Origin of the sequence: Hyalangium minutum, from assembly GCF_000737315.1 — a bacterium.
Lineage (GTDB): Bacteria > Myxococcota > Myxococcia > Myxococcales > Myxococcaceae > Hyalangium > Hyalangium minutum.
In genome coordinates this window covers 286,662-309,386 of record NZ_JMCB01000008.1, presented here as the reverse complement: position 1 = coordinate 309,386, position 22,725 = coordinate 286,662, and the positions used below count along the sequence as shown (strand labels likewise).

Sequence of the window (22,725 nt, the reverse complement as noted above, 5' to 3'; positions counted from 1 at the left end):
TCAGTACTCCTCCACGGAATGCCCGGCGACGACCTGGCTGATGGCCTGGTTCATCACCCTTTCCACGAACGACCGGGAGACTTCGTCCAGGGCGTGGATGGCCTCCTTGATGGCGTGGGAGTCCTCGCCCTTCGCCAGCTCCCGCACTCGCTCTATCGCCGCCTCGATGGCTGCCCGCTCGCCGTCCTGGAGCAGGCCGCCGTGCTCGCCGAGCTGCTTGGCCGCGTCCATCAGCACCCGCTCGGCCTCCACCCGCTGCTCGCGGACCTGACGGATCTGGATGTCCTGCTCCGCGTAGTCGATGGAGTCGAGCAGCATCCGCTCCACTTCCTCATCCGTGAGCCCGTGGCTGGGCTTCACGGTGATGCTCTGGCTGATGCCGGTGCTCTGCTCCTGGGCGGTGACGGAGAGGATGCCGTCCGCGTCCACCTGGAAGCGCACCTCCACGCGCGCGATGCCGGCCGCCATAGGAGGGATGCCCGAGAGCCGGAACCGCGCCAGGCTGCGGCAGTCCTCCACCGCCTCGCGCTCGCCCTGGAGCACATGCACGTCCAGGCCCGTCTGCCCGTCCTTGAACGTGGTGAAGACCTGGGCCGCTGCGGTGGGGATGGTGGAGTTGCGCGGAATCAGCTTCTCGACGATGCCGCCCATCGTCTCCAGCCCCAGCGACAGGGGGATGACGTCCAGCAGCAGCACCTCGTCCTGGCGATCCGTGTTGGTGAGCAGATCCGCCTGCACCGCCGCGCCCAGCGCCACCACCTGATCCGGGTCAATGTCACCGAGCGGCTCGCGGCCGAACAGCTCCGCCACGTACCGGCGCACCGCGGGCACGCGCGTGGCCCCGCCGACCAAGATGACGCCGTCCAGCTCCGCCGCCGTCACGCCCGCGTCCTTCAGCGCGCGCCGGCACACGATGCCCGTCTTCTGGATGAGCGGCTGGATCCACGCGTCGAAGTCCTCGCGCCGGATGACCTGCCGGTGGCTGCCCACCCCGAGCTCCACCTCGGGAGCGTCCGTGAGGGCCTCCTTCGTCTTCCGGGCCGCGGCGAGCAGCTCCGCCACGAGGGAAGGGGAGGGCGAGCTCTCGCCCATAGCCTGGAGCACCCGCTGGGCAATGGCGCGATCGAAGTCATCGCCGCCCAGCGCCGAGTCTCCGCCCGTGGACTTCACCTCGAAGATGCCCTCCACCAGCTTGAGGATGGAGATGTCGAAGGTGCCGCCGCCCAAGTCATACACCGCGAAGGTGCCCTGGCTGCCCTTGTCGAGGCCGTACGCCAGCGCCGCCGCGGTGGGCTCGTTCAGCAGGCGCAGCACCTCGAGCCCCGCCAGCCGCCCCGCGTCCTTGGTGGCCTGGCGCTGGGCATCGTCGAAGTAGGCGGGCACGGTGATGACGGCCTGCTCCACCTTGCCCGCGAAGTGAGACTCGGCGCGGCGCTTGAGCGCCCGGAGGATCTCCCCGGACACCTCAATGGGCGTCACCGGCTGGCCGCCCGCCACCTGGAAGCGCACCACGCGGCCGGGGCCGTCGGCAAACTGGTAGTGGCCCAGCTTGCGCGTCTCCGGATCCTCCGGGCTGCGGCCCATGAAGCGCTTCACGGAGATGATGGTGTCGGTGGGGTGCTCGGCCGCCAGCTTCCGGGCCCGCGCGCCCACCACGACGCCTCCCTCCTTCGCGTAGTGCACCACCGAGGGCAGCAGCATGGCGTCGCCGTCGTCCACCGAGAGGCAGCGGGGCTTGCCCTGGATGACCGAGGCCACCAGCGAGTTCGTGGTCCCCAGGTCGATGCCCACCGCGTACCCCTTGGGCTTCAGGGGATCATGGATCTGCAGATAGCCGTTCTTGCTCAAACCACCGCCTCCTCCTCGAACTCCTCTACTTGCTCGAGGAAGCGCGTGAAGTACCGCACCCGCCCCAGCGCGTGCGATGCCTTTTTCACCAGCTCCTCTTCATTGCTGCCGTCCTGGTGCAGTGCTCGCAGGGCGTCCGCGGCCTCGTGCAGTGCCTCACGTTGGCGCGACGTCACGTCCACCGCCATGGCCTGGGCCCGCGTCAAATCCCGCTTGTGCATGGCGCCTTCCAGCTCCTCGCGCAGCTCGATGACTTCCTCGAGGAACTCGGGGGGCATGTCCTTCAGGGTGCCGGTGTCCTCGCGGTCCAGGTCTACTCCGTGCAGCTTGAGCAGGTAGAAGGCCCGGCGCGATGGGTCCTTGAGCGTCTTGTAGGCCTCGTTGAGGGTGGTGGTCTGCTCCAGCGACAGGCGGCGCTCACGGGCATCGGCCTGGGCGAAGCGATCCGGGTGCAGCTGGAGCGACAGCTCGCGGAACCGCCGCTCGAGCACGGGGATGTCCACGTCGTAGCCCGGCTTCATCGAGAAGACCTCGAAGAGCGTGGCCCCCGGGGGCCGAGCGGCGATCTTCCCACAGGCGGGGCAGAAGGCCCGTCCGGCCGTGTCCTTCTCACAGTTCCAGCACTTCACGTGTCCACACTCCTGGCGGGCGAAAAGAGGAAGTTACGCACGAGGAGGGTGCCGGCGGAGGAGGGGCCTGGCCGCCCTCCTGGGCAGGGAGCGCCAGAGGGCTAGATGGTGAAGCTCTCGCCGCAGCCGCACGCGCCCTTCACGTTCGGGTTCTGCAGCTTGAAGCCGGAGCCCATCAGGGTCTCTTCGAAAACGAGCTCCGTGCCCATCAGGTACAGGTAGCTCTTGGGATCGACGAAGACGCGGACGCCGTCGCGCTCGAACACCTTGTCGCGCTCGCGCGGCTTCTCCGCCCACTCCATGGCGTACTGCAGCCCCGAGCAGCCCCCTCCCTTGACGGCCAGGCGCAGGCCCGCCTCGGGCGTCTGGCGCTGCTCCAGCAGCACGCGCAGCCGCTTCACCGCGCCGTCGCTGAGGATAATGCCCTTGCCTGCCGGCTTGCCGGTCGGCGCAGGGGCAGACGCCGCGGAGGGCTGCTGGGTCTGTGAGGTCGTCTGCTCGCTCATCACGCTACGTCTCCTGGCCCGCGCTTCGGGGCCCAGCTCAGGACGCGGACTGCTTCGTCTGCCGCTCCTGGCGCTTTTTCTTGAAGTCCTCGATGGCCGCCTTGATGGCGTCCTCGGCGAGCACCGAGCAGTGGATCTTCACCGGCGGGAGCGACAGTTCCTTGGCCACGTCCTTGTTGGAGATGGTCATCGCCTGGTCCACCGTCTTGCCCTTGACCCACTCCGTCACGAGGGAGCTCGACGCGATGGCCGAGCCACAGCCGAACGTCTTGAACTTGGCGTCCTCGATGATGCCCTCGTCGGTGATCTTCAGCTGCAGGCGCATGACGTCGCCGCACGCCGGGGCGCCGACCAGGCCGGTGCCGACGTTGGGATCGTTCTTGTCCAGCGTCCCCACGTTGCGGGGGTTCTCGTAGTGCTCGATGACCTTATCGCTGTAAGCCATGGATATTCCTTAGTGTGCAGTCCACTCGATGCTCTTGAGGTCGATGCCTTCTTTGGCCATCTCGTAGAGGGGGCTCATGTCGCGGAGCTTGCGGACCTTGTCCACGACGAGCCGGACCACGAAGTCCACCTCTTCCTCGGTGTTGAACCGTCCGACTCCAAACCGGATGGAGCTGTGCGCCATGTCCTCCTCGACGCCGCACGCCCGGAGGACGTACGAGGGCTCGAGCGAAGCGGACGTGCACGCGGAGCCCGAGGACACCGCCACGTCCTTGATGGACATCATGAGCGCCTCACCCTCCACGTAGGAGAAGGAGAGGTTCAGGTTGCCCGGCAGCCGGTGCTCCAGCGAGCCGTTGACCGTGACCATGTCCAGCTGGCTCATGATGCCGGTGCGCAGCTTCTCGCGGAGGCGGAAGATGCGGGCGGACTCCTCGGCCAGCTCCTCGCGGGCAATCTGCGCCGCCTGGCCGAAGCCCACGATGGCCGAGACGTTCAGGGTGCCGGAGCGCATGCCGCGCTCGTGGCCGCCGCCGTCGATGATGGGGGCGATGCGCACGCGTGGCTTGCGGCGCACGTAGAGCGCGCCCACGCCCTTGGGGCCGTACATCTTGTGGGCGGAGATGGAGACGAGGTCTACCTTCAGCTCGTCCACGTGGAAGGGCAGCTTGCCGATGCCCTGCACGGCGTCGCAGTGGAACAGCACGCCCTTCTCGCGGCACAGCTTGCCGATCTCCGCGATGGGCTGCACGGTGCCGATCTCGTTGTTGGCGAACATGATGGAGACCAGCACCGTCTTGTCGGTGATGGCGGCGGCGAGCTTCTCCATGCTCACCCGGCCGTCCTTCTCCACGTCCAGGTAGGTGACGCGGGCGCCGCCGGTGGGGCGCGAGGCCCACTTCTGGTACTGCGCGTCCTGCTCGACGTTGAACCGGGCGGACAGCTCGGCCAGGTTGTCCGGGGTGACGTCCGTCTCGGCCAGCTGCGAGAGGCGGAGCATCTTCAGCTCGTCCAGACGCTCCTGGCGGATGCGCTCCAGGCGCTTGCACGTGTCCAGCACGGCCTTGTGCTCGGTCTTCAGGGTGATGATGTGGTCACCCTTGTCCTTGTAGAACTCGAGCACGCCCTTGATGGCGAGGTTGTCGGACTCGGTGGCGCCGGAGGTGAAGACGATCTCCTTGTCCGACGCGCCGATCAGCTCGGCCACCTGCTTGCGGGCCTTCTCCACCGCTGCCTCGGCCTTCCAGCCGAAGGCGTGGTTACGCGATGCGGCATTGCCGAAGTCCTCGCGCAGGTAAGGCAGCATGGCCTCCAGCACCCGAGGGTCCAGGGGCGTGGTGGCGTGGTTGTCCATGTAGATCGGCAGCTTCATTCTCGACGAACCTTCCCGCAGGCCTACATTGTCCCACCAATGTGGACCAGAACGGTCTAATATTAAAGCGAGCCACTCCCGGTCAAGGGAACATCAGGGCCGCTGCGTGTGCATCCCTGGATGGACCTGAGGGGTCCGTCGGTGGGAGGTCCACATATGTGGACCTCTGAGGGGGCTCAGGTCCACATCGCCGGACCTTCCAGGGGGCTTCAGGTCCACATGTGTGGACCTGACCTCCGGGTGACTTTCTCCCCTCTAAGCACGGATGCGTGGGCTTCGTCCTGGTTTCGTGCAGCCGCTGCACGGAGGCTTGGTGCCTCACCGGACGTTCGAACATGCGGACCTGGGCTTTTGGGCACCTCAGAGAGATAGAAGGGGGAACGGGCCGCGCAGGAGCCTCTTGCCCAGCAGTCAACGGAAGATAGGCTCGCTCACCGTGCTACTTCCCAGGCGAAAGAGCCCTCCTCATCGCCGCCCAGGGTTTTTGTGGGGACTTGTGCTGTGCCTGATGGGGGCATGCACCGGTGCTCGGCTCTACTACGTTCAGGGAGAATTGCCTGTTCTGGAGAACGACAGGAACCTGATGGTCGTGCGTGGGCCTTGGCCCCATGTCCCAGCTGTGCTGTCGGCCGCGACGGCCGTGCCGGATGATCTGGTGCTGCCCATGCTCAAGTCCTTGATGACCTTGCCTGGGGCCATCGACTTACAAGACACCTCATGACTGGCGCGTGTCTTGGCCCATCCGGAGGCTGGTAGGAGAGAAGAACGCGTGCAAGCCGCCCTTTGGCGGAGTGGAGGATGATGATTTCGGAAGGGGCTTGCCCGTCTTTGGCTACGCACACAACCACCCGTGTGGCCTCTTCGCGAGCAGCAGGGATCTGCTGACGTTTCCGGCCACAAGAGCACCCGAAGGCGGTTGGGTGATGGTCGGATACGGCGTCACTCCTGAAGGAAAGGGAGTGAGTGATAGCCAGGGGGAATGGGCATTGGCTTGGGCCTGGCTCGCCACGGGGCACGCGGATGAACCGCGCTTCTACAAGTGGAACTCAGCGGGCGACGTGTTCAAGTGGCATGAAGGCAAGCAGCAGTGGATGTTTCAAGCAAGATGCACGCCCAACTTCTCCATCGCTCTTTATCCCGATCAAGCTCTTCCTCCGAGTTGCTCCCCTGGCTTAGTGGATTGGTATTGATGTTAGTCCCTTGGAGCACTTTCATGTTGAAGCCCCATTATATCCTCTTGCTTGTTTCACTCCTGTCGGATGGTGGAACCGAGGTCCCCAGGCCTCCGCAGACAGGAGCGGATGGTGGAATTGCTACTGAGCAGGGGAGGGATGCGGGAGGAATCGGTGGGGGAGCGTCCAGCGGCACGGTCCTCGATGGTGGGATCCGAGCGCGTAGGCCCGTGATTGCTGGAGGCATTCGCTGGCCAGAGGACGTTAAGGTCCTGACGACATTGGACGCCCCCGCGATTGTGGCAGCCCATGCCGCGTTGCAGCACCTCTTGGCACGTTTTGCCAAGGAGGGGGAATCGGGCTGTGGATACTCCCCCAAAGGCTTGGAACTGATCGTAGGCGAAGGAGACGGCCTTTACCTTGTTCGCATCGAGCAGCGAATGGACAAGTGCGGATGGAAGGTTCCTCCCGGTTTCAGCACTGAGATGGACTGGTTCGAGCTGTACGCCGTGTCTCCCGAGGGCAAGGTTCTGGCGCGCTACCCCTATTCGCCGTAATTCGAAGGCGGAGTGGAAGAAAGAGTGTTCATGGTGCATGAAGCGATGAGGTGAATATGTCCGGAATCCGCGTCCGAGTGGGGACAATAGGAGGCGCACGGAGTATTGAGAGAGCCTTTCAGCGGCATGAGATTGTGATTGGCCGTGCTGCTGAGAATGATGTGATCTTGAAGCAAAACAATGTCTCCAAGGAGCATTGTCGAGTGCTCTTTGCCGGAGGCAAGTTGATGGTGGGGGACTCGGGCTCAACCAATGGAACCTATGTGAACGGTAAGCGGGTTACCGCGTGGACACCATTAAGGCCTTCGGATGAGGTTTGGATCGGGAAGTATGTTCTCGTTTTTTCGGTAGATGCAGAGCCTGAACAGGCGGCAAGGGGAGGTCGTTCAGCGCGCGGTGATAAAGAGCGCGAAGGAACTCGCCAGTCTCGAAGCGGTAACAAGAAAACTGGTAATGAAAAGAAGGGTAAGGCGAGCACCGCCTCCGCTGATGATGAGAAGGAACGGCGCAAAGTTCGGACACCTTGGGATGTTCTTGGTGTGCCTAAAGGAACTCCCAAGGCTGAGGCTAAAAAAGCGTATCATAAACTGCTGTTGATGTATCACCCGGATAAGGTGGATTCGCTTGGGCCGAGACTCAAGGAGTTGGCTGTGGAGATTACTCGCGAGTTGAATGAGGCCTGGGCAAGAATTGAGTCTGGGAAAGGTTGAAAGGTGCTTCTTGATCGGACTGGCCGATTGGTATCAAAACCTCGCATGAGGACAGCCGCCTGATGAGACTTCATCCGTTCTTGTTGCTCTTGTCGCTCCTGGGAGGGGGCGGAGCAGGAACTCCCCAGCCCAGTCTTGGGGGACTGGATGCAGGAACCACTGGTACGACTCCGGCCAGCCCTGACGCGGGAATGGAGGGTGTCTCACCGGTCAGTTCACGGTCAAATGCAGGAGTCCCTGCGCGCAAGCCCATCATCGCCGGGGGCGTTCGCTGGCCCGAAGATGTACGTCTGCTGACGACGCTGGATGCCCCTGCAGTCCTGGCGGCGCATGCTGCCCTTCAGGCCCTGTTGGCACGGTTCGAAAAGGAGGGTTCCAAGGGGTGCGGCTACTCGCCCAAGGGACTAGAGGTTGTCGTAGGCGAAGGAGGAGGCATGTACATCGTCCGCATCAACCAGCGGATGGATAAGTGCGGGTGGGTTGTGCCTGAAGGTTTCAGCCTTGAGACGGATTGGGCAGAACTGTACGCCGTCTCCCCCGAGGGCAAGGTCCTGGCGCGCTACCCCTTTGCTCCGTAGTCCTGGGTAAGAGGAGGTACTCACAGACTGCCATGGGCCACCTTGGCTCAACCTGTCGGAATCGCTCCAGTCTGGAGCGCCTGCTCCTGCCCTGTTCCGAGGCAGCCGCTCCAGATTGGAACACCCGCATCCGGTAAGTGCCTGGAACCACGTAAACTGGGACTTGGCCGCATCTCTGCACTGTGCCTCGGCACGGAGGGCGAACACATGAGCGCCAGCGAGAAGCGGAACCGGATGAGCGGCAGCAGCAATGGGGTCAACGGCACCGAGACGCGGATGCAGTTGGTGTCCGAGGGGGCTTCCAACGACCTGAATGGCACGCGCTACGAGCATGGCTGGCGGGCTGGCAAGCCGGAGGAGGACCCCGAGAAGATGAAGAAGTGGGGCCTCATCACCGCGCGCCCCAGTGAGTTCCTCATCCACATGCGCCGCGGCCGCGTCCGGGAGGTCTCCGGCCAGGGCGCCAGCTGCTTCAAGTTCCCCGGCGACGCGGTGGCCATCGTCCCCACCAGCGTGCAGCGGCTCCAGTTCACCGCGGACCAGGTGACGAGCGAGAAGGTCGGCGTGTCAGTGACGGGCCTCGCGGTGTACCGCATCGTGGATCCGCTGGTGGCGTTCCGGATGCTGAACTTCTCCTTCCCGGAGCGCGCCTCCGAGAAGTTGCAGGGCCTGCTGCGTGAGATGTTCGTCGGTGCCGCCCGCCGCCTGGTGGCCAACCTCTCCGTGGAGGAGTGCCTCACCAAGCGCAAGGAGGGCATCGCCACCGAGTTGATGCGAGAGATTGCCCCCGTGGTCTCTGGCCGCGGCCGACTCGATGACAGCACGGACGCCGGCTGGGGCGTCGTCATCGACACCATCGAGATTCAAGACGTCCGGGTGCTCAGCTCCACCGTCTTCGAGAACATGCAGGCCCGCTATCGCCGCGAGCAGGAGCGGCAGGCCCGCGAGGCGGAGCTGGCCAAGGAGCGCTTCCTCCGGCGCGAGGAGGCCGAGGCCGAGCGCGCCATCGCCCTGACGAAGCTCGCCGCAGACGAGGAGGTCCGCCAGAAGCGCACCGTCACCGAGGAGCAGGCCCGGCTCGAGGAGCTGTCCTCCGAGGCCCGTGTCACCGAGGCCCGGCTCGCCCAGGAGCGCGCCCTCAAGCAGGGGCAGGTGGCCACCGAGCGCGAAGTCACCCTGAGCAAGCTCAACGCGGAATACGAGGTCCGCCAGCGCAAGCAGCAGGCCGACGAGTCCGCGAAGCTGGAGTTGCTCGCCACCGAGGCGCGGTTGGCCGAGGCGAAGCTCCTCCAGGAGCGCAACCTCAAGCAGGGTCAGGCCAACGCCGAGCGCGAGCTGTCCCTCAGCAAGCTGAACGCCGAGCTGGAGCTGCGCAAGCGCCGCGAGGAGGCCGATGAGGCCGCGAAGATGGAACAACTGGCCAGCGAGGCGCGCATGGCCGAGGCGAAGCTTGCCCACGACCGCGCCCTGTCCGAGGCCCAACTCGCCCACGAGCGCCAGATGGCCGTCACGCAGGCCGAGGCCGCCCTGGAGCGCATGCGCCAGGAGCAGCAGGCCGAGATGGAGCGCATCCGGAACGAGCAGGAGGCCGCTGCCGCCCGGCACGAGGGCCAACTGGCGACGACGATGCAGGAGGTGGAGCGGCTCAAGGCCCAGGTGCAGGTGGCTCAGGCCCGCCGCGCCATCGCCGAGGCGGAGCTGGCCATCGCCGAGTTCGAGACGAAGAAGCTCACCGTGACGCAGGAGCTGGAACTCCAGCGCGCCCGGACGATGCGCGAGATCGAGAACACGCTGAGCCCAGAGGTCATCCAGATGACGCTCGCCAACCAGCTCCCCCAGGTGGCGGCCGCCTTCCAACAGAAGATGGGCGAGGTCCACGTCACCGCCGTGGATGGTGCCAATCCGTTCGGCTACATCGCCGCGGCGGTGGAAGGGGTGATGGGGCTCGCGCGTTCTGCGGGCCTGAAGATTCCCACCCCCGCCCAGCAGCCGCAGTAACCGGCCCTCGGTCTGGCGTATATAAGGAGGGCGGGAGGCACAGGAGGTACGTCAGCCGTGAAGAAGGTTGGGATTCTCGCCGCAGTGTGCGGCATCGCCGTGGTGGTGGTCCCCTGGCTCATGCCCACCGGCCCAGGGCTCGGGCTGGATGCGACGCAGTTCCTGGCCTCCGGCAGCTTGCTGACGGGGGCCGCTGTCGTTTTTCTCGGCGGCCTCCTCACGGCGATGACGCCTTGCGTCTACCCGCTCATTCCCATCACCGTCTCTGTCTTCGGCGCTCGGAAGGCCGAGGGGCGGGCGAAGGCGCTGGTCCTCACGTCCTCGTACATCATCGGCATGGGCGTGGTGTTCAGCGCGCTCGGGGTGCTGGCGGCCAAGACGGGGCAGGCCTTCGGTTCCATGCTGGGCAACCCTGCCGTGGTGACGGGGTTGGCGGTGTTCCTCCTGGTGCTTGCCACCTCCATGTTCGGCGCCTTCGAGCTGGCGCTCCCTTCGAGCATGCAGCAGCGGCTGACCACCGTGGGAGGCGCGGGCGTGGCGGGCGCGTTCCTCATGGGCAGCGTGTCCGGGTTCCTCGCAGCGCCGTGCACCGGCCCCGTGCTCACCGGCCTGCTCGCGTTCGTGGCGAAGACGGCGAACACCGGCCTGGGCGCGGCGCTCCTCTTTGTCTACGCGCTGGGCATCGGCGTGCCCTTCTTCCTCATCGGCGTCTTCACCGTGCGCCTGCCTCGCGGCGGCGTGTGGATGGAGTGGGTGAAGAGCGTGCTGGGCATCGTCCTGGTAGCGCTTGCCATCTCTTACCTGCGGGATGCGTTCCCGTGGGCCCGCGACACGGTGAAGGCGGCGGCGGCGCAGCTCGGGCGCACGCCGGGCGCGCTCCTCGCGGGGGCGTTCGCGGCGCTGGGCGTGCTCGTGGGCGCCATTCACCTCTCGTTCAAGTCCGGATCGCGCGAGTTCGTCATCAAGGCCGTGGGCGTGGCCCTCGTCGTGATCGCCATCACCGTCCGCATCGGTGTGATGGACACCACTCCCGCTGGAGCCCTCTGGGTGAAGCTCGGCTGGATGGAGCTGCCCAAGGCGCCGACCTTTGAATGGCACCATGTCATGCCCGCCAAGCAGGCCACCTTCTCGACCGAGGAGTTCGAGAAGGCCCTCGCCTCGGCGCGCGCCGCCGGCAAGCCGGTGATGATCGACTTCTTCGCGGACTGGTGCGCGGCCTGTAAGGAGCTGGACCGGGAGACCTACCCGGCCCCCGAGGTCATCTCCGAGTCGGAGCGCTTCTTCAACATCAAGATCGACGCGACTAACAGCGAGGACGCGCTCGATGTGCTCATGGAGCGCTTCGGCGTGCAGGGGCTGCCCACCGTGGCCTTCGTGTCCTCCGGCGGAGAGATTCTCAAGAACCCCCGCGTCACCGGCTTCCTGGAGCCCCGGCCGTTCGCCGAGGAGCTCAAGAAGGTCCGCTGAGCCTCCCGGCCGCTGCTACCCGAGCCGCCCGCGGCTCTCCATCACCCGGTCGATCATCAGCTCGTGCAGCGCGTAGAGCTGCCGGGCTAGCTCCTCGCCCTCAAGCAGCGCCACGGCTCCGGCCATGGCCTCCAGCGTGGACATGCCGTCCGGGTTGGGCGGGCGGCGCAGCCGGCGCGTGTTTGGCGGAGGAGGAGGCAGCGCCAGGCCCGGCATCTTCCGCAGCGCGGGCAGGCGCTGGACCATGCGGCGCGCCTGTCCCCAGTTCCCATCCAACACGATGAGCCGCTTGGGCGGAGGCGCCTGGGGCTCGGGCGGCTGCGTGTCCGGGAAGAGCAGCCAGGTGTCGGGGCTCTCGAGCACCGAGGCGTCGAACCGCTCGCCGGGCGCCCCGTACGTGAGCACCTGACAGCGCACCAGCGCGAGCGCCGCCACCCGCACCGTGTTGGTGGACTTCTCCTTCTCCTTGTTGTGCCGGATGACGAGGAACTCGGTGCGCGTGTCCAACTGCGGCACCTGCGCGCACAGGCACAGCCGCGTGGGCAGGTAACACCGCGGGCAGCGGCCCGCGAGATCCGGCGGGGTACGAGACCTCATGCCCGAAGCATGTACCTCATGTGCTGATCTTGTTCCCCCGCCGGTACTGCTCCATGAACTCGCGGGCCTCGCGCAGCTTCTGCTCCACGTACCTGTCTTCGGCGTCCGGCTCGTAGTCGTCCGGCATGTCCACCTGGAAGAGGGCCGAGAGAGCGGCCGGCGACACCTCGAGCCACTCAGCGGTGCGGCCCAGCGCCACGTGGCGGCGGCCCGCGAACGTCTCCGGCCCGTCCTCCGGGCCACACCGGCAGATGCGCGCCGAGTCTCCCGTCACGTCGATGTAGAGCCCGAGCACCTCCGCATCCAGCTCCGCGGCGAGCGAGCACGTCACCTCGCTCACGTACGCCGCCAGCGCGTGGGCTGCGGAGCGCTCACCGATCGAGCGCACCATGAAGACCTTCCACCCGGCCTCGTTCAGCGTGCCGGCCTCCTCGAGCTGCACCAGATCCGCCGGAGGCGCCTGGATGCGAGACAGCAGCCGACGGACGGGCGCCTCGATGCGCTCCACACGGGCGTGGGAGGCGGGGCAGAAGAAGAGGACGCGATAGTCCCGGCTGTCGACGGAGGGTTCCATACGGCACGACGTGGAAGAGAGGGTCTCCTAGAATAAACCCTCTAATACTACATAACAGGGAGCTTCGGGATTCAAGGAGTACCAGAAATTGATGGTAAAGGCGAACCCAAGGTGCGGGGCTCCGTTGCGACCCAGACCCCCACGGTCAGGACGAGGATTCCTCCCAGCAGGCCCCAGAGGCCGAGCGCCTCGTGGAAGACGAGCCACCCGAGCACGGTGGCGGTGAGGGGCTCCAGGTAGGTGAGCGCGCCCGTGGTGGAGGTGGGGATGTGCCGCATGCCCTGGTTGAAGAGGACGTTGCCGATCAGCCCGCTCACCACGCCGCCCGCGAGCACCCACAGCACGGGCACCTCGATGGGAGGCAGGGCGCTGCCCCTGAAGAGGATCAGCAGGGTGAGCGCGCCCACTGCGGAGTGAACGGAGGTGACGGCGATGGGAGACCAGGCCCGCGCGGCCTCCTTCGCGCAGAAGACGGTGGCGGCGAAGAAGATGGCGCTGGCGCCGCCGAGCACCGCCGTCCACCCGGAGAAGTCCTCGCCCGGCTTCCAGATGAGCATGCCCAGGCCCAGTGAGGTGAGGGGAGCGCCGATGAGGGCCCGCAGGGAGCGGCGCTCGCGGATGACCCAGGGCGCCGTCAGCGCCACCAGCAGGGGCGCCAGGTAGTGCGTGAGGATGGCGATGGCCACGGGGCCACGCTTCACGGCGGCGAAGACGAGGGCCACGTTGAGGGCGTCCGCCACCCCCATGAGGACGAGCGCCCGCGTGGCCCGTCGGTCCTTCAGGGACTCGCGCCGCAGGAGGAAGGGCGAGATCAACGCCATGGTGGCCATGGCGAGAAACGCGTTCTGGACACCGGAGAGGCCAGCCGGGTGCAGGAAGAGCGGCCAGAAGCCCCAGAGGGCGGCTCCGGCTGCGACCATGATGAAGTACCGCACGGGACGTGAACTCCTGGCTGCACGGGGCTGGCGGCCCCGAGCGGGAGCGCAGACTAATTAGACTCAGTGGTTGCCTGCCTGAGTGTGTCATAATCAGGACGACTTCCGTGCCTTCGCGCACCTCTCACGCCGATCTCCTGCCTTGCTGCCCATCACAGACTTCATCCCTGCCATCCGCTTCGCGATTCCCCGGTTCCGGCCACAGCCAGGCCGTCTTCCCGCACCGGATGCACAGCAGGAGGCGTGCATTCTCCACCCTCCCGCGACGCCTCTTCAGATTGTCGCGGGTCCAGGCAGCGGTAAGACAACCGTGCTTGTGCTCCGGGCACTCCGGCTCGTCATCGTCGACGGTCTTCTGCCCGAGCATGTGCTGCTTACCACGTTCACGAAGAAGGCTGCGGCGGAGATTCGCACCCGGCTCATCGAGTGGGGGCTCCAGTTGGTGGGCTATCTGCGGCAGCACGGTCCTTCCCAACTGCAACCTCACCTAGCCCAAGTTGACGTCAACCGTTTCGTGACGGGAACTCTCGACAGTTTGTGTGAGGACGCGTTGCGCACGCTGCGCGTGGCCACGGACCCTGCTCCCGCCCTGCTCGAGGGGTTCGCGGCGGATGCGCTCATGCACCGCCGCGGCCTCACCAACACGGTCTACAACACCGGTACGATCGATCCCGCAGTCGCCGGCTACCTCGCGAACTTCACTTTTGACGGCACTGCCCCGGGGAATGTGGGGGAACTCATCCGCAGCGTGCGCCCGATCTTCGATCGCTTCGCGCACGACATCATCGACCTCCCCACCTTCCAGACACTGCCGACGCACACCGGGGCCCGCGCCCTGCTGGTCCGGGGATATGGCGCCTATGTGCAGCACCTGCGGGACACCAACCGCCTGGACTTCGCCCTACTTGAGCAGGCCTTTCTTGAGCGGCTACGGACTGGACGCCTTGCGCGCTTCACGGATGTCGTCCGTGCCATTCTTGTGGACGAGTACCAGGACACCAACCTCCTCCAAGAGAGCATCTACTTCGAGCTCTTCCGGCGATCCAACGCGTCCCTGTCGGTTGTGGGTGATGACGATCAGTCCCTGTACCGGTTCCGCGGCGCCACAGTGGAACTCTTCCGGGATTTTCGGACGCGGCTCGCCACCGTGGTGCCCAACGTCGCCGCGCAGCGACTGGATCTCATCGCGAACTACCGCTCCACGCCCGAGATCGTCTCCTTCTTCAACTCCTTCATCGTTAACGATCCTGACTTCTCGCCCGCACGCGTCCAGCCTCCCAAACCGGCGATACAGGCCCATCTCCCTTCCAACGGAGCGCGGGTGCTGGGCATGTTCCGGTCAGATGTCCCGACACTGGCGACGCACCTCGCTGCCTTCCTCCATGACGTGTTCCGTGGAAATGGACGTGTCGTTAGCGGAGCCATGGGGCCGGTGACCGTAGCCAAAGCACCTCAGGGAGGAGACTTCGGCGATGCTGTGCTCCTAGCGCACTCCGTGAACGAGTTCACCTCGGGGTTCATGGGCTCGACTCCCCGGGCCCGGCTTCCTCATCAGCTTCGGCGGGAGTTGGCCTCAAGGAACGTCGGCGTTTTCAACCCACGAGGGCAAGCGCTCCGCGACATTCCCGTGATCCAGCAGTTGTTGGGAGCGATGCTGGAGTGCCTAGATCCTGGATCGGCGTTGCAGAGCACAATGCGCCTGCGCGGCGAGGCCCAGCAGTATCTGGGCTCATTTCGCGTCGCCTACACTCAGTATGCCGGCACGAACCCTCCGCCAGTGCAACCACATGACCTGTCTGCCTTCGTCATGGCCTGGGGGCGCCGTCAGTCTCAGTCTGGCAAACCGTGGCCGCGTGAGTGGCCGATCCTAGAGCTCTGTTTCACGCTCCTTGCTTGGTTCCCAAGCCTGCGCGATGACCCCGAGGGGCAGGTGCACTTGGAGGCGGTGACCCGCGCCATCTCGCAATCGGCGACGTTCTCGCCCTACCGCGCGTTGGTGCTTCACGGTTCAGGGCAGCACGATCGCATCAGCGTGGAGAACGCCCTACGAGACATCTTCGCTCCCATCGCCGAGAGTTCGATCGACGTCGATGAAGAGATCATGCCAAGCATACCCCGGGATCGCTTCGCGATGATGACAATCCATCAAGCCAAGGGGCTTGAGTTTCCCCTGGTCATCGTGGACGTCGGCTCGGACTTCAAGACCAACCATGCGAAGACCCGGTTCCGGCGATTCCCCGACCAGCCGAGCAATGTCACTCACCTGGAGGATGATCTGTCCCAGCCCTGCTCCGTTGGCACGCTCCGTTTGCAACGCACCGCCCTGCAACGCACCTTCGATGATCTGATCCGTCTCTACTATGTCGCCTACAGTCGGCCTCAGTCCGCGTTGCTTCTCGTTGGCCTGGACACCTGCCTGCAGTACTCGACGAGCATCCGCCATACCGCCACCTTCTGGAGGGCCGACGGCACCTGGGCCTGGAGGACTCCGTACTCGGGCCGACGCCATCCTCCGCAGGCGAACAACATCCCGCTGGAGCTGATCTGATGCTTCAACAACGCCGAGAGCCCGAGCTCGTTCCCAACTACTCGCTTACGGGAGATCTGCTCTCATTCATGAGGTGCGGGCTACAGTACCGCTATCAAAACGGCAGCGCTCTACCGCCCTCCCGACCTGTCCAGATGTGGTTCGGCGAGTTCATCCACGGCGTGATGGAGACGGCGTACCGGACCTGGCTAGCCAGCCACCCGCCCTTCCCCTGGCCCTGTACGCCGACTCCCTATAACACCAGCCCAGCTCCGAACCGTGCCGCGAACGATATTGGCACAATCGGGGACCTGGTCGAGGCAACGCTCGCCGCAGCGGGAAAGAGCCCACGAAGCAGGAACTTGCGCGAGTCCGCGTACGAACGGGCCGAGCGGGCGGTCAACGAGATCGGTCCCGAGCTGTTCCCGCTCATCCGTTCCGCGGAGGAGCGGGTCATCGGTACGCGCTCGCTCACCATGCCGCAAGGGGCACGGGCGCGCGCCCAGATGTACGAGCTTCACGGAATCATGGACGTGCTGTCGTCCGTGACGGTGACCGCCACGACGAATAATATGATCTGCAACGCGGTCCGTGCCGCCGTGCCGAACCTGCCTGCTGGCGCTGAGATCATCGTCGACTACAAAGGCTCGCGGCGGCCCGCCCTGGATGATGAGTACTGGACCCAAGGCGACTGGCAATTGCAGATGTACGCCTGGCTCCGGTCCCGGCAGCCGGGCGCCGCTCCTGTCGTGGCGGGAGTTCTGCTCTACATCAACGAGCTCGCTCCGTCGGGAATCAGTCAGCTCCAGCGAGAGGTCAACCAGGGGCGCACGGATGTACGGCCTCTTTCGGGCTCGCCGGACGATTATCAACTGCGGACATGGCGCCCTGGGGCCGCCGTTCCCTCATTCTCGGCGGCCTTCAGGTTGCAGCGGGCGATCCGGATTGTCCCCATCACCCAGCCGAGCATCGATGCCGCCGTTGGCGCTTTCGATAACGTCGTCGTCAACATCGAGTCGTGCGTCGCACGTGAAGCGCAGCACGGGACGATAGTTGCCCACTGGCCTGCCGGTGGAGACGATGCGACGTGCGATGCCTGTGACTTCCGTCACTTCTGTCCTTCGCCTGCATCCGCTCGCTCGACACAGAACTATCTGCCGCCCGCGCCGAGCGCGCCTTAAAGTATAGGCGGAATGGGAGCACTCTTACTGGGCGGTGGGCTGGTGCAGAGAGGCAAAGGAGGGGCAGCTAAGCCAAGCGAAGTAATTTCGTTTAGGGGTACGCTGCGACAGTGGTGAGCAGCGTACGCCGAAGGAGGTCCGGCCAAGTAGTGCATCTGACTGCCGGGGGAGCAGCGCTCCCTGGCAGGACTGGTCCGCCGCACGAGCAGCAGGGAGTGGCACCGCGCGCTTCAGCCCTTCTGTTGTTGGCCGGCGGCCAGAGCGCTGGCTAGGTGGGTAAAACCCTGGGGGCATTCCTCGGGCGGTGCACGCATGGCGCCGAAGGTGGCGCCAAGAGGGTGGCCAGTTGCTGGAGGCCCGTCCACATCCGGGTCGACCGTCCCGCTGACATCTACGGCGGTGGAGTTGCTCCTCAAGGCCATGGAGAGAGACCCGCGACAGCAGGGCTACGCCTTCGCGCGCTGGACGTGCGCGCGTCTTGCCGTGCACCTCGAGCAGCACGCGGGCGTACACATCAGCCTTGACTGGGGGGGCGAGGTGCTGCGGCGCCATGGCTTCGGCTGGCCTGAGGCCGTCGGCCTGCTGCGCCGCATCCGCAGGCGCGGCAGCCCCCCATCCGAGTCGCTACCCCTGAGCGGCATTAGCCGGGATGGCTTGGACCAGAATGTCCGGATGTGAACGGGAACAGAGGCGATCCGCCGGTCCGCTTCTGTCTCCCTGGTGGCGGGGCGTGCAGGCGTCAAGCGCGGTGTCATCCACCGTCAACGGCGGTGACAGCGGCGGCGCCAACCCCGTGATTCGAGGCCCTGGGGCTCATGGCACGGCGGGTGCTCAGGGGGTGAGGCAGAGGAGGAACACCCCATGAGCCTGAGCCGTGATTTGAGCACCGCCCTCCACGAGGTGGGCGTGGCGCTGCGCCGACCCGAGGAGTTTACCACGCGCTGGAGGGATCGCCGACTGGCCCCTGGCCCGAACCCGATTGTCTTCCCCGTGCTGTTGATGTGCGCGGTGCTGGGCATCGCCGCTTACGGGCTGGTGATGAGGCTGCACGAGGGCTGGGGCGGGATGCTGGCGGGGCTGCTCAAGGCCCCGGTGGCTGCGGGGCTGGCGTGGACGCTCGCGCTGCCGGCGCTCTACATCCTCAACTCGGCGCTGGGCTCGAAGCTGGACGCGTCCACCACACTGCTGGCGGCGCTCTCCACGGTGAGCTTCGGCTCGCTGGCGCTCTTGGCGAGCATCCCCATCACCTGGTTCTTCGGGCTGGCGCTCCCGTACGGCCTCGTGCGGCTGGCGGTGAACCTCACCGTGTTCGCGGGCGTGGGCGTGTGCATGGTGGACGTATTCCTGCGGACCATGAAGGCGCTCGAGCCCGAGCGCAGCCGCGCCTACGCCACGCTCTGGCTGGCCCTGGTGGGTGTCATCGGCGCGGAGCTGATGACGCTCTTCTCCCTCTTCCACTTCGACGCCTGAGCGCTGGAGGCTGCCATGGACGCTGCTTCGACCCTCGATGTTCCTGTGCTCCCAGCTCCCGAGCTCAAGCCGGACCCCGTGCCCAGTCCCGGGCCTGTGCCGGGGATGTTCGATCTCATCCTGCGCGGAGAGACGCGCCTCCACCGCCTGATGCGAGACGAGGCGGGGCTGCCCGAAGTGATTCAGAAGCTCCTCGCGCTCTCGGTGCTGGGGCTCACCATTCATGGAGTGGTGCTGGGACTGGCCGCAGGGATGTTCGAGCCGGACACCTCGCTGGCCTGGTACCAGGCGGGGAACCCAGTGGTGTGGATGCCGCTGGCGTTGATAGGCGCCTTCCTCGGGGCGCTGTGCATCTGCCTGCCGTCCTTCTACTTCTATACGCAGCTGTCGGGGCTGGACGCCTCGTTCCGGGTGGTGACGGCGCAGGCGCTGCGAGCCCAGGCGACCATGTCCGTGCTGCTGCTGGGCGTGCTCCCGTTCTACGCGGCGTGGCTGCTGGGGACGGTGGTGGGCGTGTTCGACGAGCCGGGCACCGCGCTCTTCGCGGGCCTGTGCCTGCCGTTCGGCGTGGGGCTGTGGGGCATCCGGGCCGTGTACCGGGGCTTCTGTGACTTGGCCGAGCACTTGCCCATCACCCACAAGCGGCGGGGCAACTTCCTGAAGCGGCTCGTGCTGTGCTGGGGCGGCGTCTACAGCGTGGTGGCGCCGGTGGCGCTGTACCGGCTGGGCGAGGCGCTCGGCGCATACCTGTGAGGAGGGCTTGGCCATGGGCGTCGTCGAGACCTGCATCCTGTATTTGCTGCTGGGCGGTGTGGTGGCGGTGGCGCTCGTGCTCCGGGCCGAGGGCCGAAGCCCCGGCGAGCGGGCCGTCACCTTCGTGAGCGGCGTGTTCTTCTGGCCCGTGTACGCGCCGTTCCTGCTGGCTCCGGCGCGCGCCAGTCCCACGGCCGCGGTGACGCCTCCGGCCCGGGCCGCGAGGGAGCGGCTGGTGGGGGCGCTGAGCCAGGTGGAGGGGCTCGCGGCGGACGTGCTGCGCCCCGAGGTGGCGCGGTTGCGCGGGCTGGTGGACGCGGTGGGGAAGATGGAGGCGCGGGTGGCGGAGATGGACAGGCTGTTGGCCACGCCCGAGTTCGATCGGGCGGCGGCCTCCGAGCAGCTGGAGTCGCTGGCGCGGCGCGGGCTGCCACCGGAGGACGCGCGGGTGCAGAGCGTCCAGGCGCGGCTGCGCAACATGGAGCGGCTGGTGGCGATGCGGGAGCGGACGGCGGCGGACCTGGAGCGGGTGGTGTTGCAGTTGGAGGAAATGGGCTCGCGGCTGCAGCTCTTGAAGTTCGCGGGGCGGCCGGACGCGGAGCTGGTGGAGCTGCTCCAGTCGGTGGCCTCGAGCGTGGAGGAAGTGACGGAGGGGCTGCTCGCGGCGGGCTGACACCGGCGCGGGTTCTGTCAAAGTGGCCGGGAAATGGGGCCCCTCTTCGCCTACAGCCTCGTGCCAGTGCTCTCGGTGGCGCTGCTGCTGTGCTTCACCGCCTCGCTGCGTGCGCGGAACGCGCGAGGGCTGGCCTTGTACTGCCTGACGGTGGCGGCCTGGAGCGGCACGCTGCTGATGCTGTGCATGCCGCGCACGGCGTGGCTGGGCGAGCGCCTCGTGTCAGTGGGAACGTTCACGGCCGCGGGCTTTCTCCACGCGGCGTACAACGTGACGGGGCAGCGCTCGTACCGGCTGGTGGTCTTCGCGTACTTCGTGGCGCTGGGGCTCACGGTGCTGGGCGTGGTGGAGCCCAATGTCCTCTACGGGCCGTTGGCGATGACCCGAGGCCCCCTGTTTTGGCCGGCGATGGGCCTGGCGGTGGTGGCGATGACGGTGCCGCTGGTGCACCTGGTGCGCGAGTACCGGGTGGCACCTCCCGAGCGGCGGCCCTTGATGCGAGGAGTGGGCATCGCCGGGGTGCTCACCTACTTGGGAGGCATCACGAACGCGACGTTGCTCTCGGGAGGGTACGCGCTGCCGTTCGGCATGTACCTGGTGTTGGGCGGGCTGCTGGTGTTGGCGCAGGTGATTGGCGGGCTCCAGGCGGAGAGTGAGCGGCGGCTGCTGGAGCGCAGCCTGTTGTACTCGGCGCTGGCGGCGGTGCTGTCAGCGGGGTTCCTGTTCGGGGTGTTGACGCTGATGGCGGGGAGCGGAGAGCCCTACCTCAGGGAGTACCGGGTGGGAGCGTTCTTCCTGCTGGCGCTGGCGGCGTTGGCCTTCGAGCCGGTGCGGCAAGGCTTCCAGGAGTGGCTCGGCCGGCGGCTGATCAAGGGCCGCGCGGCGGCGAGCGAGCTGGCCGAGGAGCTGGTGAAGCAGGAGGAGCGGGCGGACCAGGCGGCGCGGCTGGCGGAGCTGGGACAGTTCACGTCGGCGGTGGCCCACGAGGTGCGCAACCCGCTGGGGGTGCTTGGGGCGCACCTGAAGCTGCTGGAGCGCAAGGGGACGGATCCCGAGGCCATCGCGGCGATGAGAGAGCAGATTGATCGAGCGAGCCACTTCGTGGGCGAGCTCCTCCGCTACGGCCGCCCGAGGCCGCTGGAGCTGCGCAAGGTGGATCTGCGGGCCACGGTGGCGCTGGCGTACTCGACAGCGCGGCAGGGACTGGGAGCGTTGGCGCCGGAGGTGGTTTTCGAGCAGCCGGACGGAGAGGCGATCGAGCTGGAAGCAGATCAAGCACAGCTGTCCCAGGTGCTGGTGGTGCTCTTCGAGAACGCATTGCTGGCGCTGCGGGAGGTGCCATCCCAGAAGCTGCGAGTGACGTGCTCCCAGGAGGGAGAACGGGTGCGAGTGGTGGTCGAGGACAATGGGCCGGGCATCGCACCCGAGCTGTTGCCACGCTTGTTCCAGCCGTTCGTGACGGGCCGAAAGCGCGAGGGACCGAGACCGGGGACGGGGCTGGGGCTGGCCATTGCGCGGGGAATCGTGGAGCGGCACAGCGGGCGAATCACCGCCGGGCGCGCGGAAACCGGAGGGGCCCGCTTCGACGTGGAGCTGCCAAAGGCCCAGACGGTGATGGCCGTCGCGGCCCGAGACTGAGCACCCCGTCGGCGACGGGGTTCACGCAGGACATAGGGAGAACGCCATGGCGATGCCGCTGGAAATGGAGACGGAGCGTCTCATCCTCCGGCAGTTCCGGGAGTCGGATCTCGACGCGTTCGCGGAGATCTGCGCGGACCCGGAGGTGATGCGCTTCATCGGCGAGTTCAAGCCGCTGGACCGGGCGGGAACGTGGCGTGTCATCGCCACCCACTTGGGGCACTGGCAGCTCCGGGGCTACGGCATGTGGGCCGTCGAGGAGAAGGCCTCGGGGAAGCTGATCGGCCGGGTGGGGCTCTGGAAGCCCGAGGGATGGCCAGAGCTCGAAGTGGGATGGATGCTGCACCGGGCGTGCTGGGGACGGGGCTTCGCGAGCGAGGCAGGCCGAGCCTCCATCAACGCCGCGTTTCGAGTCCTGGGCGTGGACCACCTCATCAGCGTCATTCACCCGGAGAACGCTCTCTCCATCCGCGTCGCCGAGCGGCTGGGCGAGACGTTCGAGCGCACATGGGCGTTCCATGGGCTCGAACTGCGCATCTACGGCCTGCACCGAAGCAAAGCCAGCAACGCGGTCAGGCCTTGACCAGGAGCACGGCGCGAGCGTCGACGTTGAGCACACAGACGACGAGCAGTTCTTCCCGTGCTTCGACGGCTTCACGAATGGCGGAGTTGTCTCGGAGGTCCCCTGGAGGAAAGTCGGGGCCTTCGTGCAGGACGAGGACCTCTGGCTCCTGGCGCAGCACGCCCTGGATGCGCTTCAGTTGATCCGCTTCGGCGCGCCGCCCTGGCTTGTCCGTCCGGCCAATGATGCCGCTGACGCCGCCGAGCCGAAGCCCATCCACCTCATGCACCTCGCCGTCCATCAGGTAGAGGCCGGGCTGCTGGAGGAACCGTTCGCGCTCGCGAGACGTGCCGAAGGTGTCGTGGTTGCCCGCCACGCCCGCCACCCAGCGGAACTGGGAAGCGAAAGCGTTCCAGACGCTTCTCACATCCCCCGAGGCGCCGCGCATATTCGCGCTCGGATCCGAGAAGAGGTCCCTCGCGAGCAGTCTGGGAGCGGCCGTGCTCGTTACGTTCGGGTTACCCACGGCGACGC

22 protein-coding genes are annotated in these 22,725 nt (G+C 66.5%); 13 read left to right on the top strand and 9 right to left on the bottom strand.

Going from position 1 to position 22,725, the window contains the following annotated elements; genetic code table 11:
• From hscA to DB31_RS22595, 5 genes are all read right to left on the bottom strand, one after another.
• Positions 1–1,848 (bottom strand): Fe-S protein assembly chaperone HscA, encoded by a 1,848-nt coding sequence (hscA, locus tag DB31_RS22615; protein ID WP_075306136.1) that lies wholly within the window; start codon positions 1,846–1,848, stop codon positions 1–3.
• Positions 1,845–2,477, bottom strand: coding sequence for a Fe-S protein assembly co-chaperone HscB (hscB, locus tag DB31_RS22610; RefSeq protein WP_240486831.1), 633 nt, complete (start codon positions 2,475–2,477; stop codon positions 1,845–1,847). Before hscB ends, hscA begins: the two co-directional genes overlap by 4 nt.
• 101 nt (positions 2,478–2,578) lie before the next feature.
• Positions 2,579–2,983: a HesB/IscA family protein gene (locus DB31_RS22605; protein ID WP_044191243.1), complete on the bottom strand. Its 405-nt coding sequence runs from the start codon at positions 2,981–2,983 to the stop codon at positions 2,579–2,581.
• 37 nt (positions 2,984–3,020) lie between these two features.
• Positions 3,021–3,428, bottom strand: a complete 408-nt coding sequence (iscU, locus tag DB31_RS22600) for a Fe-S cluster assembly scaffold IscU (protein ID WP_044191242.1) — start codon at positions 3,426–3,428, stop codon at positions 3,021–3,023.
• Positions 3,429–3,437: 9 nt separating this feature from the next.
• Positions 3,438–4,799, bottom strand: coding sequence for an IscS subfamily cysteine desulfurase (locus DB31_RS22595; RefSeq protein WP_044191241.1), 1,362 nt, complete (start codon positions 4,797–4,799; stop codon positions 3,438–3,440).
• Between the two features lie 1,213 nt (positions 4,800–6,012).
• On the opposite strand from DB31_RS22595, the gene DB31_RS50610 reads away from it, so the two are divergent.
• The 5 genes from DB31_RS50610 to DB31_RS22575 all read left to right on the top strand — a co-directional run bounded on the left by DB31_RS50610 (position 6,013) and on the right by DB31_RS22575 (position 11,281).
• A complete protein-coding gene (locus tag DB31_RS50610; protein ID WP_240486830.1) occupies positions 6,013–6,528 on the top strand; it encodes a hypothetical protein in 516 nt (171 codons plus the stop codon).
• A gap of 56 nt (positions 6,529–6,584) precedes the next feature.
• The gene (locus DB31_RS46735) at positions 6,585–7,238 is read left to right on the top strand and encodes an FHA domain-containing protein (protein ID WP_075306134.1); all 654 of its coding nucleotides are present in this window, start codon (positions 6,585–6,587) and stop codon (positions 7,236–7,238) included.
• Between the two features lie 434 nt (positions 7,239–7,672).
• Positions 7,673–7,816, top strand: coding sequence for a hypothetical protein (locus DB31_RS50605; protein WP_240486827.1), 144 nt, complete (start codon positions 7,673–7,675; stop codon positions 7,814–7,816).
• A 207-nt stretch (positions 7,817–8,023) separates the two neighbouring features.
• Complete coding sequence (locus DB31_RS22580; protein WP_044191240.1) at positions 8,024–9,814, top strand: SPFH domain-containing protein; 1,791 nt, start codon at positions 8,024–8,026, stop codon at positions 9,812–9,814.
• A gap of 57 nt (positions 9,815–9,871) precedes the next feature.
• Positions 9,872–11,281: a protein-disulfide reductase DsbD family protein gene (locus DB31_RS22575; protein WP_240486826.1), complete on the top strand. Its 1,410-nt coding sequence runs from the start codon at positions 9,872–9,874 to the stop codon at positions 11,279–11,281.
• Between the two features lie 15 nt (positions 11,282–11,296).
• Here DB31_RS22575 and DB31_RS22570 read toward each other — a convergent pair whose 3' ends face one another.
• The 3 genes from DB31_RS22570 to DB31_RS22560 form a co-directional block, all read right to left on the bottom strand.
• The gene (locus tag DB31_RS22570; RefSeq protein ID WP_044191238.1) at positions 11,297–11,878 is read right to left on the bottom strand and encodes a tRNA-uridine aminocarboxypropyltransferase; all 582 of its coding nucleotides are present in this window, start codon (positions 11,876–11,878) and stop codon (positions 11,297–11,299) included.
• A gap of 16 nt (positions 11,879–11,894) precedes the next feature.
• Positions 11,895–12,452, bottom strand: a complete 558-nt coding sequence (locus DB31_RS22565) for a hypothetical protein (RefSeq protein WP_044191237.1) — start codon at positions 12,450–12,452, stop codon at positions 11,895–11,897.
• A gap of 71 nt (positions 12,453–12,523) precedes the next feature.
• Positions 12,524–13,387 (bottom strand): DMT family transporter, encoded by an 864-nt coding sequence (locus DB31_RS22560; protein WP_205628549.1) that lies wholly within the window; start codon positions 13,385–13,387, stop codon positions 12,524–12,526.
• Between the two features lie 142 nt (positions 13,388–13,529).
• Between DB31_RS22560 and DB31_RS22555 the strand changes: the two genes are divergently transcribed.
• The 8 genes from DB31_RS22555 to DB31_RS22520 all read left to right on the top strand — a co-directional run bounded on the left by DB31_RS22555 (position 13,530) and on the right by DB31_RS22520 (position 22,212).
• A complete protein-coding gene (locus DB31_RS22555) occupies positions 13,530–15,935 on the top strand; it encodes a UvrD-helicase domain-containing protein (RefSeq protein ID WP_240486825.1) in 2,406 nt (801 codons plus the stop codon).
• Positions 15,935–17,095, top strand: a complete 1,161-nt coding sequence (locus tag DB31_RS22550; RefSeq protein WP_157232109.1) for a PD-(D/E)XK nuclease family protein — start codon at positions 15,935–15,937, stop codon at positions 17,093–17,095. Before DB31_RS22555 ends, DB31_RS22550 begins: the two co-directional genes overlap by 1 nt.
• Positions 17,096–17,515: 420 nt before the next feature.
• On the top strand, positions 17,516–17,773 hold the full coding sequence (locus tag DB31_RS22545; protein WP_169787087.1) for a winged helix-turn-helix domain-containing protein: 258 nt from the start codon (positions 17,516–17,518) through the stop codon (positions 17,771–17,773).
• A 183-nt stretch (positions 17,774–17,956) separates the two neighbouring features.
• Positions 17,957–18,565 (top strand): hypothetical protein, encoded by a 609-nt coding sequence (locus DB31_RS22540; protein WP_044191234.1) that lies wholly within the window; start codon positions 17,957–17,959, stop codon positions 18,563–18,565.
• A gap of 15 nt (positions 18,566–18,580) precedes the next feature.
• Positions 18,581–19,318, top strand: coding sequence for a hypothetical protein (locus DB31_RS22535; RefSeq protein ID WP_044191233.1), 738 nt, complete (start codon positions 18,581–18,583; stop codon positions 19,316–19,318).
• A 13-nt stretch (positions 19,319–19,331) separates the two neighbouring features.
• The gene (locus DB31_RS22530) at positions 19,332–19,991 is read left to right on the top strand and encodes a hypothetical protein (RefSeq protein ID WP_044191232.1); all 660 of its coding nucleotides are present in this window, start codon (positions 19,332–19,334) and stop codon (positions 19,989–19,991) included.
• 33 nt (positions 19,992–20,024) lie between these two features.
• The gene (locus tag DB31_RS22525) at positions 20,025–21,629 is read left to right on the top strand and encodes a sensor histidine kinase (protein ID WP_044191231.1); all 1,605 of its coding nucleotides are present in this window, start codon (positions 20,025–20,027) and stop codon (positions 21,627–21,629) included.
• Between the two features lie 46 nt (positions 21,630–21,675).
• Positions 21,676–22,212 carry a GNAT family N-acetyltransferase gene (locus DB31_RS22520; RefSeq protein ID WP_044191230.1) on the top strand — a complete coding sequence of 179 codons (537 nt, stop codon included), beginning with the start codon at positions 21,676–21,678 and terminating at the stop codon, positions 22,210–22,212.
• Here DB31_RS22520 and DB31_RS22515 read toward each other — a convergent pair.
• The gene (locus DB31_RS22515) at positions 22,202–22,717 is read right to left on the bottom strand and encodes a metallophosphoesterase family protein (RefSeq protein ID WP_157232108.1); all 516 of its coding nucleotides are present in this window, start codon (positions 22,715–22,717) and stop codon (positions 22,202–22,204) included. The two genes, DB31_RS22520 and DB31_RS22515, sit on opposite strands and share 11 nt — an antisense overlap.
• Between the last annotated feature and the right edge of the window lie 8 nt (positions 22,718–22,725).

Bases quoted from the DNA above. Each gene is read 5' to 3' on its own strand.
- DB31_RS22605 (WP_044191243.1), bottom strand. From the start codon at position 2,983: ATGAGCGAGCAGACGACCTCACAGACCCAGCAGCCCTCCGCGGCGTCT.
- iscU (WP_044191242.1), bottom strand. From the start codon at position 3,428: ATGGCTTACAGCGATAAGGTCATCGAGCACTACGAGAACCCCCGCAAC.
- DB31_RS22595 (WP_044191241.1), bottom strand. From the start codon at position 4,799: ATGAAGCTGCCGATCTACATGGACAACCACGCCACCACGCCCCTGGAC.
- DB31_RS50610 (WP_240486830.1), top strand. From the start codon at position 6,013: ATGTTGAAGCCCCATTATATCCTCTTGCTTGTTTCACTCCTGTCGGAT.
- DB31_RS46735 (WP_075306134.1), top strand. From the start codon at position 6,585: ATGTCCGGAATCCGCGTCCGAGTGGGGACAATAGGAGGCGCACGGAGT.
- DB31_RS50605 (WP_240486827.1), top strand. From the start codon at position 7,673: ATGTACATCGTCCGCATCAACCAGCGGATGGATAAGTGCGGGTGGGTT.
- DB31_RS22580 (WP_044191240.1), top strand. From the start codon at position 8,024: ATGAGCGCCAGCGAGAAGCGGAACCGGATGAGCGGCAGCAGCAATGGG.
- DB31_RS22570 (WP_044191238.1), bottom strand. From the start codon at position 11,878: ATGAGGTCTCGTACCCCGCCGGATCTCGCGGGCCGCTGCCCGCGGTGT.
- DB31_RS22565 (WP_044191237.1), bottom strand. From the start codon at position 12,452: ATGGAACCCTCCGTCGACAGCCGGGACTATCGCGTCCTCTTCTTCTGC.
- DB31_RS22550 (WP_157232109.1), top strand. From the start codon at position 15,935: ATGCTTCAACAACGCCGAGAGCCCGAGCTCGTTCCCAACTACTCGCTT.
- DB31_RS22545 (WP_169787087.1), top strand. From the start codon at position 17,516: ATGGAGAGAGACCCGCGACAGCAGGGCTACGCCTTCGCGCGCTGGACG.
- DB31_RS22540 (WP_044191234.1), top strand. From the start codon at position 17,957: ATGAGCCTGAGCCGTGATTTGAGCACCGCCCTCCACGAGGTGGGCGTG.
- DB31_RS22535 (WP_044191233.1), top strand. From the start codon at position 18,581: ATGGACGCTGCTTCGACCCTCGATGTTCCTGTGCTCCCAGCTCCCGAG.
- DB31_RS22530 (WP_044191232.1), top strand. From the start codon at position 19,332: ATGGGCGTCGTCGAGACCTGCATCCTGTATTTGCTGCTGGGCGGTGTG.
- DB31_RS22525 (WP_044191231.1), top strand. From the start codon at position 20,025: ATGGGGCCCCTCTTCGCCTACAGCCTCGTGCCAGTGCTCTCGGTGGCG.
- DB31_RS22520 (WP_044191230.1), top strand. From the start codon at position 21,676: ATGGCGATGCCGCTGGAAATGGAGACGGAGCGTCTCATCCTCCGGCAG.